Below are 15,765 nucleotides of genomic sequence, written 5' to 3'. Positions count from 1 at the left end.
GGCTGAACGCCTTCGCAACAACAGATGACATTGTCAACATCTGTTTTCGACCGAGTGTCGGCTACGGCACCAGCACCAATGCGCCTGTTGTCCGCCTGGCCTCAAGGTCGCGGTGAGCCTCGCCGGCGTCGGATAGGTTATAGCGCTTGGGCGCTTCGATCCTGACGACGCCCTGTCGCAGCGCGGCAAAGAAACGCTCGACGTGCGGGGCTAGTTTTTCCGGCGTGTCGGTGTAATGCGCATAGTTGGGACGCGATACGGTGATCGACTTTGATGCAAAGCGGCCGATGTCCCAATTGCCGATCGGCCCTGACGCCTGACCGAAACTGACGAGGTGACCGCGAATGCGGAGCGCCGCCAGCGAGCCGCCGAACGTATCCTGGCCGACCGCATCGTAGACCACATCGGCGCCGACGCCTCCCGTCAGCCGCATGACGGCCTCAGTGAAATTCTCACGCGAGTAGACGATGACATGATGGGCACCGAGGCGTTCGACGATGCGCGCCTTGTCGTCGCTCGACACCGTTGCAATGACCGTTGCGCCGAGATGGCGTGCCCATTGCACCAGAAGCTGGCCGATGCCGCCGGCGCCGGCATGGACGAGAACGACGGAGCCCGGCTGCACCGCATGGATATCATGCAGCAAAAAACTCGCACTGATGCCCTTGAGCAGCCCCGCGGCCGCAATCTCGTCGGGAATATCGTCGGACAGGCGAACCAGCAGATCGGGCACCATGTTGCGCCGCTCGGTATAAGCGCCGACCGGCGGGCAGGCATAGGCGATGCGGTCGCCGACCGAGAAACCGGCAATCTCCGAACCGACCGCTTCGACGACGCCGGCCGCCTCCATGCCAGGCACGCCCGGTGGTTGCAAAAGGTCGAAATAGCCGGTGCGGCAATAGACGTCGATGAAGTTGACGCCGATCACAGTATGGCGGATCCGCACCTCGTTCGGCGCCGGCGGCGGCAAGCCGATCTCCTTGAGTTGCAGCACCTCCGGACCGCCATAGCGCTCGACCACAATAGCCCTGGTTGTTGCTGACTGGCCGAACGATGTTGTTGCGGAAGAGACCGGCGAAGGGATCAGCGGCGGGGCTGACGGAGGTGCCGGCGTCGGCGCTCTTGCCTTGGCAGTCAGAACCCTTCCTCGCAAAAGGCTACGGATCGCCGCGAAGCCGGCCTGATAAATGCCTTCGGAGACGAGCTTGACCAGTTCGTCGCGGCGGTGCGTAGGTGGATGGAATTCGGAACGCCATTCCCAGAAGGTCGCGTTGCCGTCGGTCACCGGCTTCAGCTGGATCGATGCGACATAACCCATCAGCGGCAGCGGCGCTTCGAGCAGGCAATAGGCGAGCCGAAAGTCCTTGTCGGACAGCGCCAGCAGCTGTTCGCGCAACTCGCCGCCATCGGCCAGGCGGAAACGACGAACCGAACCGACCGCGTCGACCGGGTCGCCACCTTCGATTTCGCTGAACGAGATCGCCGGGTGCCAGCGTTCATGGCCGTTGAAATCGCGCAGAATCGACCAGACATCATCGATCGGCGCATCGATGATGGTGCTCTGGCGGACTTGAACCATCGCGGGAATGTCAGCGCCCGAAGCGCTGCTTGAGTGCGCTCAACGCCGCCTGGAAGACGCCGGTGCCGATCTGATGCATAAGTGCTGCTTCGCGCTCAGGCGCACAGTCGAACTCCGCCTCCCATTCGGCCAGAGTGAGATTGCCGTCGGTGATCGGCGTCAGCGACAGCGTGGCGATATAATTCTCCACCGCCATCGGGCTTTCCAGGATAGCGTAACTGCACGACAGATCGTAGTCGGACAGTGCCAGCAATTTTTCGCGAATCCGCCCGCCATCCCTGAGCACAAAGTTGCGGATGCAGCCGATCTGGTCGGCCGGTGCGTTCTGTTCGACGCGGCTCTCCGCAACGAATGGCGCCCAGGCGGGAAGGCCGTTGAAGTTGCGCACGAGCTTCCAGACTTCCGCAGCCGGCGCAGGGATGACCGAGGACACATAGACCTTGGTCATGCCCCACCGCCCGCATCGAACGAGCGGCCGGTGCCGAGGCATCGCCACTCATTCGCACAGCACACCGCCCACCGGACCTGGTCAGCGGTCGCGGTCGTCATCGTCGTCCTTGCTGACCTTGCCTTTGCCTTTCTCGTCGCGGGTCAGGCTCGATATGTCCTTGGCATCGCGCAGCACGTCGGTCATGCGGCCGAGCGAGCCGCCCTCGATGCCGATCTCCTTCATCAGATTATCGATCATCGGCGCCTGGACCCGGTAGCGCAGCGCCGAATCGATCACCTCGTCGGTGACGTTGCGGTTGCCGCCCTGCCCGCCATTGATGCCGTCGACGTGCAGGATCTTGATGCCGTCGATTTTCTCCATCGGCTTGACGCTTTCGCGGATGATGCCTTCCATGTGGTCGAGCAACTTGCCGCGCAGGCGACCGGCACGAGCCTCGTTGGAGAGCAGATTGTCGGCCTCGTTGAGCTGACGATGGCCGGCGGCATCAACCTCGTAGCGCTGGGCCGCCGCAAGGGCGTGGATCTTCTCCGCCTCGGCCGCGGCAACAGCGGCGATCTTCTGCGCTTCGGCCAGGCTCTTGGCCGCCTTCATCTCGGCATCTGCGGCCGCGGTTATGCGCAAGGCCTCGCGCTCGGCCTCGCGAGCCGCACCGATCAAGTCGGTCAGCTTGCGGCGCTCGGCGATCTCGCGCTCGCGCGCCGTGAAGGCCTGCTCCTCAGCCTGGATGGCCTTGGCGCGCACCGCCTCGGATGCCGCGATAGCGGAGGAACGCTCCTGCGTCTTTTTGGCGATGTCGATGGCCTTCTGGATTTCGGCTATCTCGATCTTCTGGTCGCGCTCGACGCCGAGCTGGCGGATGTCGCGGTCCTTGATCAGCCGCGCCTCCTCGATGCCGCGCTCGGTGGTGATGCGAGCGCGCTCGACCTCTTCGCCGGCCGATATTTCGGCTTCCTCGAAAGCCTGGCGCTTGGCGATCTGCAGCGCCTCGAGGTGACGCTCGCGTGCAATCCTGACCTCGTCGATGGCACGCTCCTGCCCGATCCGCGCTGTTTCGGTCGCCTGGTTCTCGACAATTTCGGCGCGGCGCTTTTCCGCCTCGGCCCTGGTAACCTCCAATGCCTTTTCCGCCAGCGCGATCTGGCGTTCGAGCTCGGCGATTTCGAGGGCTTTCCTGCGCTCGATCTCGAGCTCGCTCTGCGTGCCTTCGCGTTCGATCCTGGCCTTTTCCAGGGCGAGCTCTAGCGCGATCTGCTCGCGCTCGGTCAGTTCGCGCATTTTCATTTCCGTCTCATCGAGGGCGCGGCGGCGCGCAATCTCGCGGCGCTGCGTGTCTTCCTCGCTCTTGATGCGCTCCTCGGTAATGTTGCGCTCCTGGTTGAGGCGCGATTTCTCGACGGCCTCGCGCGCCGACAGTTGCGCCTGCTCGGCCTCCTGGTCGCGGATCGCCCGCTCCCTGGCGAGTTCGGAGCGCTGCGAGGCGCGACGTATCTCGACCTCGCGCTCCTGCTCGAGGCGGGCGTATTCGGTGTCGCGGTCGATCTCCAGCACCTTGCGCTGGGTGTCGAGGTTCTGGTTGCGGATGTCGACCAGCGTGCGCTGCTCGATCTCGTTGCGCATCCTGCGGCGCGTCTCGATCGATTCCGTCAGTTGGGTGAGGCCTTCGGCGTCGAAGGCATTGGACGGATCGAAATATTCGAGGCTGGTCTGGTCGAGGTCGACGATGGCGACGCTTTCCAACTCCAGCCCGTTGGCGGCGAGCGATTCCGAGGCAAGCTGCCGGACCCTGGCCGCATAGTCGCCGCGCAGCTCGTGCATCTCTTCCAGCGTCATCTGGGCGGCAACGGTGCGCATGGCACCGGCGAACTTGCCCTCCAGCAATTCGCGCAGGCTGTCGGGCTGCAGCGTGCGGCGCCCGAGCGTCTGGGCTGCGGCGGCGACCAGATCGCGGCCGGCGCCGACACGGACGAAGAACTCTGCGATCAGATCAACGCGCATGCGGTTCTTGGTGATCAGCGCAAAGGCATCCTCGCGGCGCACTTCGATGCGCAGGACGTTCATGTTGACCGGCGTGATCTCGTGCAGCACCGGAATGACGAAAGCGCCGCCGTTCACCACCACCTTCTCGCCCATGAAGCCGGTGCGCACGAATGCCGTCTCCTTGGTCGACCGGCGATAAAGCCATCGCAGTATGTAGACGGCGATCACCACGACGATCGCGGCAATGATTAGCCACAAAAGGAAAGCGCCCAAGGTCTGCGCGGCCATCTTTTCTACCCTCCCAAATAGAATGCGGTCAGCCACAGGCTACCGGCACCGATTTTACGATTGCGCGTGCTCGAAGCCATTATGCTCGCCTCTGCAGTTTCGGCGTGATCGCGCGGAACGCATTGACCGCCGCATCGACGAAGAGCGCGTCATTGATGTTCGCACCCACACGCTCGAGATGGCGCTGCGGCGTCTGGCGAACGGTCTTCTCGATCGCCTCGAACAGGGCGTGGTCGGCCTCCGGATCGTGAAACGGCTGGCCTGGTGCATCGAGCGTCGAGACACCGCCCTCCGGCAACAGGAACCGCACCGGGCCATTCATGGCATTGAGCCGCGCACCGATCCATTCGCCAAAGGCGCGGTTCTCGTCGCGGGTTGTCCGCATCAGCGTGACGTTCGGATTATGGATGACGAATTTGCGGCTTCGAAATTTCTCCGGCACGCTGTCGCGCGGGCCGAAATTGACCATGTCAAGCGCGCCGGTCGAGCCGACATAGGGCAAGCCGGTGCGGATTGCGGCGCCAAAGCGGTCTTCAGTCGCCGGAAAAACACCGCCGACGATCATGTCGGCCACTTCCGTCGTGGTCAGGTCGAGGAAGGCCGAGAGCAGCCGCGAATCGCCGAGCTTCTCCATTGCCCGCCCGCCGATGCCGGTGGCGTGGAAAACGAGACAGTCGTAGTCGGCCTCGAGCAGTCTGGTCACCGCCTGCACTGCTGGCGTTGTTACGCCGAACATGGTGATGCCGACTGCGGGGCGCGCCAGCTTGCGCCTGGCCTCCCAGGCTTCGGCATTGGGCAGCTGCGCGACCATGCCCGCCATCGCATGCGCGGCGTTTGACAGCACCTGTTCGGTGATCGAATTCAACCCCTGAACGTCGGCGACCGAATGGAACATCATGATATCGGCACCGCCGACATATTTGGCGACGTCGCCGGCTGCCACGGTCGACACCATCAGTTTAGGGATGCCGACGGGCAGCACGCGCATGCCTGCTGTTGCCAGCGTGGTGCCGCCGGAGCCGCCGGCCGAGATGACGCCGCCAATGCGCGGCTCGCGCTCGATCCAGCGCGCGAAGGCTTCCGCCATAGCGCTCACCGAGCCGCCGCGATCATTGGTGAAAACGGCCGCCGATCCCCGCATATGCATTCCGGCTACCTGCATGGCAGGAACGTCGGCGCTCGACGGTTTTCCGGAGGTGGAGAGGTCGACGGTGCGAACCGGAATGCCGAGGGACTTCAGCCGGTCGGCGACGAACCGCAATTCCTTGCCCTTGGTATCGAAAGTGCCGGCGACGAGCACTGTTCTTCCAATGCGTTCGGCGAAAGGAATTGCAAAGACCTTCTTCAAATCGTCCTGTGGCGCGGCCCTCTCGATAGCCGCTTGCCGCATGGCCGTGACCGGCACGTTCCAGCGGTTGGGCAGTTCGGTGACCGGAAGGTAGGTTCCATTCTGGGTCATCGGTTCGGAACCGGTAGCCGTCCGGTCGATGCGGTAGACTTCAGCCAACTGGTCCTTCGCCTGTGCCGCGGCTGCCGGCGTGACGGACGTCTCGTCGGCATGGCGTCCGACACCAAGCAGCCGTTGCTGCAATTCCCGGTCTGCCGCGAGCGCTGCCGCGTCCATCAGCCGATTGATGCGGCCGTTGACCATGATGGCGACCTGGTTGGAAACCGCGGTCGCCACGCCGATATTCTGCTCGATGACGAGGATCGCCATCTCACCTTCCTCGGCCAAGGTGACCAGCATCCGCTCAACCTGGTCGACAATGATCGGCGCAAGGCCTTCGGTCGGCTCGTCCATGACCAGCAGCTTCGGGTCGCTGAGCAGGGCACGCGAGATCGCCAGCATCTGCTGTTCGCCGCCGGAGAGCTGCGAGCCGCCATTGGTGCGGCGCTCGGCGAGGCGCGGAAATGTCTGGTAGATGCGTTCGACGGTCCAACTCGCATCGCGCCGATTGCCGGCAGCGAGACGGAGATGCTCATCAACGCTCAGGCTTGGCCAGACGCGCCGCCCTTGCGGCACATAACCGACGCCGAGGCGATGGATCTCGTGCGGTTCGAGCGCAGTGATCTCGCGGCCGTCGACGCGGATCGAGCCGGAGCGCGCGCGCTTCAGGCCGACGATGGTGTTGCAGAGCGTCGACTTGCCCATGCCGTTGCGGCCGACCACCGACAGCACGCCGCTTTCCAGCGCCAGCGAGACGCCCTGAAGGGCATGGCTTTCGCCGTAATAGACCTGCAGATCCTCTATTTTGAGGATCGCCTTGCCTATTTTGCCGGAAGAGGCTGGGCCAGAAGGGAGCGTTCGGCCGAGGGGAACGGGGCGCTCAGCCATGCTTGCCCCCGAGATAGATCTCCTGGACCTCCGGGTCGGCCTCGATCTCTTGCGGCGTGCCTTCCTTGAACAGACGGCCGTTGTGCATCATCGACACATATTCCGAAACGCGCAGCGCGACATCCAGATCGTGCTCGATGATAATATAGCCGATATGCTTGGGCAGCGCATTGAGGATCGCCACCAAGTCGCGGCGCTCGGTCGGCGACAGGCCGGCCGCCGGCTCGTCGAACAGGATGAAGCGTGGCGCGCCGGCCAGCGCCAGCGCGATCTCCAACTGCCGCTGCTGGCCATGGCTGAGTGTCGCCACCAGCAGGTCGCGATAGGCCTCGAGATGCACGGCATTGAGGATCGATTCCGCCTGCACCATGTTGACGTCGGTGGCCTTTGGGCGGAGCAGCGAGAACCGTCGGCGTGAGACGCCGCGGCAAGCGAGAAAGATCGAGTCGAGAACCGACAAGCCTTTGAACAGCTGCGAGATCTGGTAGGTCCGCCGCAAGCCCCGCCGGATGCGTTCATGCGGCGGCAAGTCGGTGATGTCCTCGCCGAAGAAGCGGATGCGGCCAGCCGTCGGCAGGAAATCGCCGGTCACTGCATTGAACAGCGTGGTCTTGCCGGCGCCGTTAGAGCCGAGAACCGCGCGCCGCTCGCCAGCCGCGATCCTCATATCAATGCCGGAGAGCGCCACCAAAGCGCCGAAATGCCGCGCAACGCCATCGAGTTCCAGCGCAAAGGCGCCGGAGCTTTGGAGACGGTTCGCGGCAAGAGTTTCGGTCACGGGCGGATATACTCGCAAGCCACGCGGTTACGGGCAGCTCGGATTGTCGCGGCTGACAGCCCCAAGCTTGGTGAACTCGTCTTCGGGAATGCCCAGCGTCTGGTTGACCTGCGACACGACTTTGACGAGCTTGTTCAAAAGATTGCCGTCCGGCCCCTCGGTCACCTCGGTCAGGTAGATGTCGGCAATCGCGTTGCGGTTCTTGTCCAGTGACACCTTGCCGGTCGGCGTGTCGAAAGACAGTTTCGAGAGTGCGTCACGCAGTTTGGCGCCGCGATCGGAGACATCGCCGCCGACCTGTTCGAGACCGAGCAATGTCGCCTTCATGTTGACGTAATAGCCGTGGGCGAAGAGCGACGGCGAGGGAAAGGCACCTGGCTGCTTCTTGTAGGCTTCGACGAAAGTTTTCCAACTAGGCGCGTCGTTGGTGTCGGCGGTTGGTCCGGCGGAAGGCGTGCCGACCAGCACGTCGCGCAGCTTGCCCTTCGAGGTCAGCACCGTCTGGTCGACGGTGATCGAGCCACCAATCAAGGGGGCCGCGCCGCCGCCCTGCTGATACTGGGTCAGGAAGTTCACGGCGTCGGCGCCGCCAAGCGCGACGTAGATTGCATCGACGTCATCGGGAATGGCCGCGATAACCGACGAAAAATCCTTGTTGCCGATCGGCACCCAGGATTTGGACGGCACCTTGCCGCCTGCCTTGCAGAACTCGGCCATGAAGCCGAAGACCTGCGTATACGGGAAAGAATAGTCCTCGGCGACCGTAGCGACCCGCTTGTAGCCTTTGTCGTTGAAGGCATAGGTGCCGAGACCCGCCATCCACTGCGCGCCGTCGGTCGAGAAGCGGAAGAAGTTTTCCGCCGGATTGCGCAGCGTCGTGTCCTGCGCCGCCGAGGTGCCATTGATGAAGGTCACGGTCGGCTGGGTCTTGGCATAGTCCTTGACGGCGAGGCCCTCATCGCCCGAAAGCGGGCCGACCAAAACCTTGACACCATCCTGCTCGACCAGCTTGCGCGCAGCGCGCACGGCGCTATCAGGTGAAGCGTCGGACGAGCCTTTGACGATTTCGATCTTCTTGCCGGCAACCATGCCGCTGACCTCGTCGAGCGCCGTCTTCGCGCCGCGCTCGCCGTCTTCGCCGAGCACCGTGAACGGTCCCTCGAAAGTGGCGAGCAGGCCGATCTTGATCGTGTCGTCGGCGGCTAGCGCCAGAGACGGAGCTGTCAGCCCGGTGGCAAGCGCCAGCGCAAGCAGTGTGCGTCGATGTATTCTCATTTTTTCCTCCCTTTGATTGATTGATGCAGTTCATTCCGCTCCGGCGTCACGGACCGGAACGCAAGGACTCCTGAGCTAGCTGCGGTCTGATCCTCCCCCACAACCCAAGAATTCCATCCGGCGAGATGAAGACGATCACCAGGAACATCAGCCCGATCAGCGTGTTGAAACGCTCGGCTCCGACAAGGTCGATGGCAAAGGTCTGCATCAGGACAACGACGAGCGCGCCGAGAAAAGGCCCGATCGGGTGGCGCAAACCGCCGATGACGGCGATGATCAGCACGTCGATGGCTGCATCGACGCCGATCGTGCCGGGTGAAACGCGCCCATTGAACCAGACCAAAAGCACGCCTGCGACACCGGCAATGATTCCAGCCAGGAACCATGCGAAGACCTTGTGTGCGGTGACGTGATAGCCGAGCGCGCGCATGCGACGCGGATTGTCGCGGATTGCCTGCACGGTCATGCCGAAGGTCGAGCGGGCGCCGTAGAGTATCCCCGCGTAGGACAGCACCGCCGAACCCAGGCAGAGATAATAGAAGGCCTTCGGGTCGCGCCAGTTGACGCCCCAGAACACCGGCGCGCGAATGCCGGCATAGCCGGAATGGCCGTTGAAGATCGCGTAGTTTTGCTGGGCGAAATAGAAGGTCGCGGTGGCGATCGCCAACGTGATCATGATGGTATAGATGCCTTCGGTGCGCACCGAGATCCAGCCGATCAGCGCCGATGCCACCGCAGCTGCCAGAATGGCGAAGGGTGCTGCGATCCACCACGGCCAGCCGAGGCCGAGCACGTTCGAATTGTTCTCGCCGAGGATGGCGATGGCATAGGCGGCGATGCCGGCGACAGTGATCTGGGCAAGGCTGACCATACCGCCATAGCCGGCCAGCATCATCAGCGACAGTGCGAGCATGCCGAAGATCAGCGAATAACCGCCGATCTGCGTCAGGAAGAAATCGGATGCCACCAGCGGGTAGAGAACCAATGCTACGGCAAGGATGATGTGACCGGCGCCGAGCTTCTCCAGCCAGTTCTGTCGAGGCGCGGCGCCTACGGCGACGGTCAGGCTCATCGCGCTTTCCCCATGATGCCTTGCGGCCGCACCGACAGCACTACCACCATGATGACGAAGGTGAGCACGATGCCGTAGGTCGGGAAATAGACGAGGCCGATCTGTTCGGCGAGGCCGATCAGCAGCGCGCCGATTGCAGCACCGGTAATCGAACCCATGCCGCCGACGATGACGACGACGAGCGAGGCCAGGAGATAGCGGACGTCCTCGCCGGGCGCAACCGACAATGCCGAGCCGCCGACGACGCCGGCAAAGCCGGCAAGCCCGGCGCCGACGGCAAAGACGATAGCAAAGACCGCGTGTACGTTGACGCCCGAGGCCGACAGCATGGCGCGGTCGTCGACGCCGGCGCGGACCATCATGCCGACGCGCGTCTTGTGCAGCATCAGCCAAAGGCCGATGCCGATAACGATCGCAGCCGCCAGCACGACGACGCGATAAAGCGGGTAGGTGAGAAACACCGAGACGCCGTTAGACCGCACGGCCGTGACCACCGGTAAGGTCAGTGCACCGTCGAGCCATTCCGGCACCGGGATCTGATAGGTGCCGCCGGCCCAGACCGCCAGCATCAGGTCGGCGGCGACGATCGAGATACCGATGCTGACCAGGGTCTGGCGAAGGTCGTCGCCTTCCAGTCGCCGGAAGACGAAGATCTGCATGACGACGCCGACAAGGGCCAGAACGATAAAGCCCGCGGCGACACCCAGCAGCCAGTAGCCGGTGCGGTTCGCCACCTCATAGCCGATATAGGCGCCAAGCAGATAGAGCGAGCCATGCGCCAGGTTGACGTTGCGCATCAGGCCGAAGATCAGGGTAAAGCCGCTGGCGACCAGGAAATAAAGGCCAGCCAGGGTGATGCCGTTGAGGATGGCGCTGACGAATGCCTTCTTGGAAATCAGGATGGCGTTCAGCCAGTCCGGCCAGACGGCAAAGACCAGCCATGCAATGACGGCAGCTGCGAGGAGCCAGAAAAGACCCCACGCCTGTCTGCGCGTCATGCCGCCGCCAGAAATCTCGAGCCCCGAAGTCTTAGGCCGCGAAATGTCGGGCGAAGATGGCCGGTCCAGAATGCTCATGCGGTCAGCCGGCGGCGCTGCTCATTCAAGCGCGGCGCCTTGTGGAACTTGCCGTCCTTCATGATGGCGAGGATGCGGTTCTTGTCCTGCAGGATGCGCACGTCCGATATCGGGTCGCCGTCGATCAACAGCAGATCGGCGAGATAACCTTCCTTGATCATGCCGAGCTCGTCGCCCATCCCCATGATCTGTCCGCCATATTTGGTCCCGGCCTGGATTGCCTCCATCGGCGAGAAGCCAAGCATCTCGACGAAGGTCTGGATGTCCTTGGCGTTGGTGCCTTGCGGCGTCCAGGCAAAACCGTAGTCGCCACCGATGCAGACGCGGATGCCGCGTCGATGCATCTTCTTCATCGTCTCGATGCACATTTCGAGCTCACGCTCATATTCGAGCGAAAGCGGCGAACCAGGCTTGATGCCCCATTGCTCGGCATGGCGCGCGGTGTTGATCAGCCAGGCGATGCCGGGGGCCACGAAATGCTTGTCCTTGGCCGCCTCGAGCATGTCCAGAGCTTCCTCGTCGGCAAACGAAGCGTGGTAGATGTTCTGGATGCCATGACGGACGCACTGCTTGACCGAGCCGGATGAGCGCGCATGTGCCGACAGCACCTTGTTGCGGCAGCGCGCCTCGGAGGCGGCCATGGCGACCTCTTCCTCCGACATTGGCGTTTCTTCGGCGCCCATGCCGGTGATGCTTTCGCCTGACAGATTGAGCTTGATGGAATCCACACCGTATTTGATCAACTGGCGCACCGTGCGGCGGATTTCCTCGGGACCTGAGACGACGATGCCGAGATTGAGGCCTTCATGCGGAATGTGCGAAGGCGCGGAATCGCCGAGGCCGCCGACCGTCGTGATCTCGGGACCGGCGGCGAGGTAACGCGGTCCGGGAAAACGCCCCTGATTGATGAATTTCTTGCACACCACGTCGAGCCGCGGCTTGGCGGCTGCGGCGCCGCGGCCGGCAGTGAAGCCGGCGTCGAGTACCAGCTTGGCCATCTCCATGGTGACCAGCATGTGCTCTTCCACCTCCATCATCTGGATCGGGTCGATGCCGGGCGCGTTGTTCCAGGAGAGATGCAGATGCGCGTCGATCATGCCCGGCATCAGCGTCGCGCCCATGCCGTCGATCGTTGTGACACCGCCTGACAAGCCGCTGTAGGAGGACGACACAGCCGGCGAGCCGAAACGCGACGAGCCCTTGGTGATCTGCTTGATACGGTTGCCCTGAACCAGCACTTCGCCGGTGTAGGGGTATTCGCCGGTCGCATCGAGCACGCGCACATTGGTAAAGAGCGTGCTGCCCGGACCGTTTCCGTTCCAGCCGTCGTCTGCCATCAGAAAACCTCCCAAACTGTCGAGCGCACTGTTTTTACGCCCGAATTCCGATCCTCACCTATCAACGCGTCTCAAAAAATCGGCGAGCCTTTGGCTGCTTTCGCGAGGGCACTCCACCGTGGCCCAATGTCCGCACCGATCGAAAGACAAGAATATCGCTCCCTTTATCCTGTCGGCAAGCGCCTGGCCGACGCTCATCGGATTGACCGTATCGGCGTCGCCGGTAACCAAAAGGGTCGGCGCTGAAATCCGGCGCGTATCCACAGCCGTCGCCTTGGCCAGGGCTTCGCAGCTGCGGGCATAGGCTTCCGGGTCCTGCCTGGTGATGGATTCGCGCACGAAGGCGACGGCGGCCAGCGAGGTTTCCCTGGTATGTGCCGACAGCGCATTGGTGACGATCTGGTCGGCGATGTCGGCGATACCGCCCGATCGCGCCAATCGCGCCCGGTTGGCAAGGCCTTGCCGCGTCGCCTCGGCCGGCTCGGCGAGAGCACCGAACAAAACCAGCGACCTGACCAGCGACGGCTGCATCGCTGCGACCAACTGACAGACGATCGTGCCCATGGAGTGGCCGACGAAATGCGCCCGGGTGACGCCCATGCCCGCCATGGCGCGGATGACGGCGTCGCTCATTAGCTCGATCGTCAATGGATCGAGCGGCCGCGGCGAGCGGCCGGATCCAGGCAGGTCGAGGCGGATGACCCGGTAGGCCGAGAGCGCCTCCAGCTGCGGCTGGAACATGTTCGAGGTTCCGCCGAGACCGTGGATCATCACCACCGGCTCGCCCTCGCCGGCGACTTCCGCGACAATCGGACCGACGGTGACAGTTGTCATTGCACCCGCTCCACGATCCGGTTCTCCAGCGTCCCGATGCCGTCGATCTCGACCCGCACAATGTCGCCGGCTTTGAGATATTTCGGCGGATCAAAGCCGATGCCGACACCGACCGGCGTGCCGGTGGCGATGATGTCGCCCGGCTTCAAGGTGATGCCTTGCGAAAGCGTCGATATGATCGTCGGAATATCGAAGATGAGCAGCGATATTTTGGAATTCTGGCGGAGGTCGTCATTGACGAAACAACGTACCGAAGCGTTTTCCAGGTCGAGCTCATCCTTGGTGATCGCCCATGGCCCCATCGGGCAAAACGTATCCTGCGACTTACCGATTAGCCATTGGCTATATTTTCCCTGCAGGTCGCGGGCAGTGACGTCGTTGACAATCGTATAACCCCAGACGTGATCGTAAGCCTCGGCTTTCGAAATGCCGCGTCCGCCCTTGCCGATAATGACCGCCAGTTCCGCCTCATAATCGATCGCAATCGATATGGAAGGGTCGATCAGCACGTTCGAATGTGTTGCAACGACCGATTCGGGGACCTTCGAGAAAATGATCGGATGTTGCGGAATGGCGCCGGCACCGGCGCTCGAATCGAAGCCGCTGCGGGCAAACTCGTGGGCGTGTTCATAATAATTCTTGCCGACGCAAAAGATGTTGCGGGCAGGCAAAGGTATCGGCGCCTCGAGCTCGACCTGCGCCAGCGGAACCGGCGACAGCGTGCGCGGCATCCCGGCGCCGTTGCGCCGCAACAGCGCCAGCACGCCAGACAGCGCCTGGTCAACAGGGATATCGAAGGGGGCGACCGACTGATTGTCGACATCGACAACGCCGACGCGACGTTCGCCTGCAATCGAAAACGTCGCGACCTTCATTCGTTCCTCCATGAACCTTTTATGAGCCAATATAAGCTCTTTCGTTACACGCTATCGCCGATTGGTTTAGGCTGCAAGAGGGTTTTCGTCACTTGTCGCGGTAAATCGGGCCTTGACCTCATCAGGTACTGGACCGGCAGGGCGCCGGCTGATAGTATTGGTTCAACATTGGATCAGATTAAAAGCTCTCAACAAATGCCCAAGCTCGTCGCCAACGACATCGCCACTGTGCTGAAAAAACGGATTTCGGCCGGCGAGTGGCTTCAGGACGGGCGGATGCCGCCCGAGCGCGACCTTGCGGCCGAGTTCGGCGTGGCGCGCAATACGGTGCGTCGTGCCGTCGGCTTCCTGGAGGAGGACGGAACGGTTGTCCGGCATGTCGGGCGCGGCACTTTTCTGACTGCGACCAATCCCGATTCCATCGCGGCGACGGTCACGCGGATGGAAGGCACCAGCCCCGCCGACATGATGGAGATCAGGCAGTTGCTGGAGCCAGCGGCGGCGGCCTTCGCCGCCACAAATGCCAGCATGGCGGAACTAAACGCGGTTCGCGAAGCGCATCAGACCGCATGCGCTGCCGAGGACATGCCGGACTTCGAGCATTGGGACGCCGAGTTCCATCACTGCGTCTTCGCCTGCTGCCGCAATGACTTCCTGAAAGAGATTCACAATCTCATGCGCACGATCCGCAACCAATCGCCGTGGTTCGAAATGAAAAAGCGCTCATTCTCGGAGGAGCGCAGGCGCGTTTATTGCGACGAGCATCAGACAATATTGGACGCATTGCTGCGCCGCGACCCGGAAAGCGCCAACCAGGCGATGCTCGCCCATCTCAAGACAGTCGAGCGCAACCTTCTGGGCCGCTAATAGACGCGCGGCTCAAGGAGAGCGGGTGAGATGCGTCCAACGACTAAGCCTTCAGTACCGAGACGGCCAGTTCGCTGTTGTGGACGTATTCGTTGGCGTCAGGCTGCTTCTGCACGAGCAGGATGAACAGCAGGTCGGTGAGCGTCAGTTGTGCGTCGCGCGCGGTTATCGACGAAGAGCGCGCGCGCTCTTCATCGGCGATCGTGTGGAGGCGAATGTCGGCAACGCGGCTCAGCGGATTGTCGCGAAGTCCAGTGACGGCGATCACGGTGGTGCCACGTTTGCGAGCCAGTTCGGCTATCCGCAGGGTTTCGATGCTCGCCCCGGAATAGGAGAGCGCGAACAGCACGTCGCCTCGTCCAAGCGTCGAGACATTGGCCATTTGCACATGGCTGTCGCTGTCGTGCAGCACGTTGCGGCCGAGCTTCATCAGCTTGTAGGAGAAATCGCGCGCCACGAGCGAGGATGCGCCGACGCCGGCCAGATGAATGCGGCGCGCCCCGTTCAACGCTTCGAGGGCTTTGCCGATTTCCTGCTCGGTGTTGGCTGCGACGGTCTGTTGCATCGACAAGAGCTTGCTGCCGATCAGCTTGCGCAAGATGACCAGATAGCTGTCGCCGACCTCGATCGAACCGTGGATCATGCCGGCCGGCACGTGCCATTCCTGCGACTTGGCCTCGCTGACGGCGAGCTTGAGCTCCTGATAGCTGGCATAGCCGAGCTTCTGGCTGAACTTGACGACGCTCGACTGACTGCGGCCGATTTCGGCGGCGAGCGCCGCCGTCGACAGGCGCAGCATCTGGTCGGGATTGTCGACGATGTACCGCCCGATCTCGCGATCGCCGGGCGCCATGATCTCGAGCTTGGCCTCGATCTTCTTCAGGACGGACATGCGTTCCCCTGTTGCCAGTCATCGACAATGCCAAGCCAAGGAATAAATTATTCCGTTCCTGATTGACAGCCAAGAATGATCTATCAAATCTCGACCCGTGCGGTTTCGGCCTGGCCTTTCGCCCACACC

General features: G+C 62.7%; 13 protein-coding genes. 1 reads left to right on the top strand and 12 read right to left on the bottom strand.

Translation table 11 applies throughout. The annotated features are described in order from the left end of the window. Positions 1-61: 61 nt before the first annotated feature. From NKH37_RS17770 to NKH37_RS17720, 11 genes are all read right to left on the bottom strand, one after another. Entirely contained in the window at positions 62-1,579 is a 1,518-nt protein-coding gene (locus NKH37_RS17770; RefSeq protein WP_023716712.1) for a zinc-binding dehydrogenase, read from the bottom strand. Between the two features lie 10 nt (positions 1,580-1,589). Then, positions 1,590-2,027 carry an SRPBCC family protein gene (locus NKH37_RS17765; protein ID WP_023716711.1) on the bottom strand — a complete coding sequence of 146 codons (438 nt, stop codon included), beginning with the start codon at positions 2,025-2,027 and terminating at the stop codon, positions 1,590-1,592. Positions 2,028-2,108: 81 nt separating this feature from the next. After that, on the bottom strand, positions 2,109-4,295 hold the full coding sequence (locus NKH37_RS17760; RefSeq protein ID WP_352845849.1) for a flotillin family protein: 2,187 nt from the start codon (positions 4,293-4,295) through the stop codon (positions 2,109-2,111). Between the two features lie 79 nt (positions 4,296-4,374). Beyond that, positions 4,375-6,630 carry an ABC transporter permease gene (locus tag NKH37_RS17755; RefSeq protein WP_352493956.1) on the bottom strand — a complete coding sequence of 752 codons (2,256 nt, stop codon included), beginning with the start codon at positions 6,628-6,630 and terminating at the stop codon, positions 4,375-4,377. Continuing rightward, positions 6,623-7,408: an ABC transporter ATP-binding protein gene (locus NKH37_RS17750; protein ID WP_352493955.1), complete on the bottom strand. Its 786-nt coding sequence runs from the start codon at positions 7,406-7,408 to the stop codon at positions 6,623-6,625. Before NKH37_RS17750 ends, NKH37_RS17755 begins: the two co-directional genes overlap by 8 nt. A gap of 27 nt (positions 7,409-7,435) precedes the next feature. Beyond that, positions 7,436-8,683: an ABC transporter substrate-binding protein gene (locus NKH37_RS17745; protein ID WP_352855261.1), complete on the bottom strand. Its 1,248-nt coding sequence runs from the start codon at positions 8,681-8,683 to the stop codon at positions 7,436-7,438. Positions 8,684-8,729: 46 nt separating this feature from the next. After that, a complete protein-coding gene (locus NKH37_RS17740; protein ID WP_352493953.1) occupies positions 8,730-9,755 on the bottom strand; it encodes a branched-chain amino acid ABC transporter permease in 1,026 nt (341 codons plus the stop codon). Continuing rightward, a complete protein-coding gene (locus NKH37_RS17735; RefSeq protein ID WP_023716705.1) occupies positions 9,752-10,753 on the bottom strand; it encodes a branched-chain amino acid ABC transporter permease in 1,002 nt (333 codons plus the stop codon). The genes NKH37_RS17740 and NKH37_RS17735 overlap by 4 nt, the downstream gene beginning before the upstream one ends. A 74-nt stretch (positions 10,754-10,827) precedes the next feature. Further along, on the bottom strand, positions 10,828-12,168 hold the full coding sequence (locus NKH37_RS17730) for a metal-dependent hydrolase family protein (RefSeq protein WP_352493952.1): 1,341 nt from the start codon (positions 12,166-12,168) through the stop codon (positions 10,828-10,830). Positions 12,169-12,222: 54 nt separating this feature from the next. Beyond that, positions 12,223-13,002, bottom strand: a complete 780-nt coding sequence (locus NKH37_RS17725) for an alpha/beta fold hydrolase (protein WP_352845844.1) — start codon at positions 13,000-13,002, stop codon at positions 12,223-12,225. Then, the gene (locus NKH37_RS17720) at positions 12,999-13,877 is read right to left on the bottom strand and encodes a fumarylacetoacetate hydrolase family protein (protein WP_023716702.1); all 879 of its coding nucleotides are present in this window, start codon (positions 13,875-13,877) and stop codon (positions 12,999-13,001) included. The genes NKH37_RS17725 and NKH37_RS17720 overlap by 4 nt, the downstream gene beginning before the upstream one ends. Positions 13,878-13,898: 21 nt before the next feature. Here NKH37_RS17720 and NKH37_RS17715 point away from each other — a divergent pair, with 21 nt between their 5' ends. Next, the gene (locus tag NKH37_RS17715) at positions 13,899-14,744 is read left to right on the top strand and encodes a FadR/GntR family transcriptional regulator (RefSeq protein WP_245278491.1); all 846 of its coding nucleotides are present in this window, start codon (positions 13,899-13,901) and stop codon (positions 14,742-14,744) included. Between the two features lie 43 nt (positions 14,745-14,787). Here NKH37_RS17715 and NKH37_RS17710 read toward each other — a convergent pair whose 3' ends face one another. Continuing rightward, positions 14,788-15,636, bottom strand: coding sequence for a MurR/RpiR family transcriptional regulator (locus NKH37_RS17710; protein ID WP_023716700.1), 849 nt, complete (start codon positions 15,634-15,636; stop codon positions 14,788-14,790). Between the last annotated feature and the right edge of the window lie 129 nt (positions 15,637-15,765).

This window comes from Mesorhizobium sp. M1217 (assembly GCF_040318275.1).
Classification (GTDB): Bacteria; Pseudomonadota; Alphaproteobacteria; order Rhizobiales; family Rhizobiaceae; genus Mesorhizobium.
The sequence above is the reverse complement of the archived record's forward strand: the minus strand, read 5'-3'. Positions and strand labels throughout refer to the sequence as shown.

Coding starts and splice junctions, on each gene's coding strand:
- NKH37_RS17770 (WP_023716712.1), bottom strand. CDS start 1,579: ATGGTTCAAGTCCGCCAGAGCACCATCATCGATGCGCCGATCGATGAT.
- NKH37_RS17765 (WP_023716711.1), bottom strand. CDS start 2,027: ATGACCAAGGTCTATGTGTCCTCGGTCATCCCTGCGCCGGCTGCGGAA.
- NKH37_RS17760 (WP_352845849.1), bottom strand. CDS start 4,295: ATGGCCGCGCAGACCTTGGGCGCTTTCCTTTTGTGGCTAATCATTGCC.
- NKH37_RS17755 (WP_352493956.1), bottom strand. CDS start 6,630: ATGGCTGAGCGCCCCGTTCCCCTCGGCCGAACGCTCCCTTCTGGCCCA.
- NKH37_RS17745 (WP_352855261.1), bottom strand. CDS start 8,683: ATGAGAATACATCGACGCACACTGCTTGCGCTGGCGCTTGCCACCGGG.
- NKH37_RS17740 (WP_352493953.1), bottom strand. CDS start 9,755: ATGAGCCTGACCGTCGCCGTAGGCGCCGCGCCTCGACAGAACTGGCTG.
- NKH37_RS17735 (WP_023716705.1), bottom strand. CDS start 10,753: ATGACGCGCAGACAGGCGTGGGGTCTTTTCTGGCTCCTCGCAGCTGCC.
- NKH37_RS17730 (WP_352493952.1), bottom strand. CDS start 12,168: ATGGCAGACGACGGCTGGAACGGAAACGGTCCGGGCAGCACGCTCTTT.
- NKH37_RS17725 (WP_352845844.1), bottom strand. CDS start 13,002: ATGACAACTGTCACCGTCGGTCCGATTGTCGCGGAAGTCGCCGGCGAG.
- NKH37_RS17720 (WP_023716702.1), bottom strand. CDS start 13,877: ATGAAGGTCGCGACGTTTTCGATTGCAGGCGAACGTCGCGTCGGCGTT.
- NKH37_RS17715 (WP_245278491.1), top strand. CDS start 13,899: ATGAGCCAATATAAGCTCTTTCGTTACACGCTATCGCCGATTGGTTTA.
- NKH37_RS17710 (WP_023716700.1), bottom strand. CDS start 15,636: ATGTCCGTCCTGAAGAAGATCGAGGCCAAGCTCGAGATCATGGCGCCC.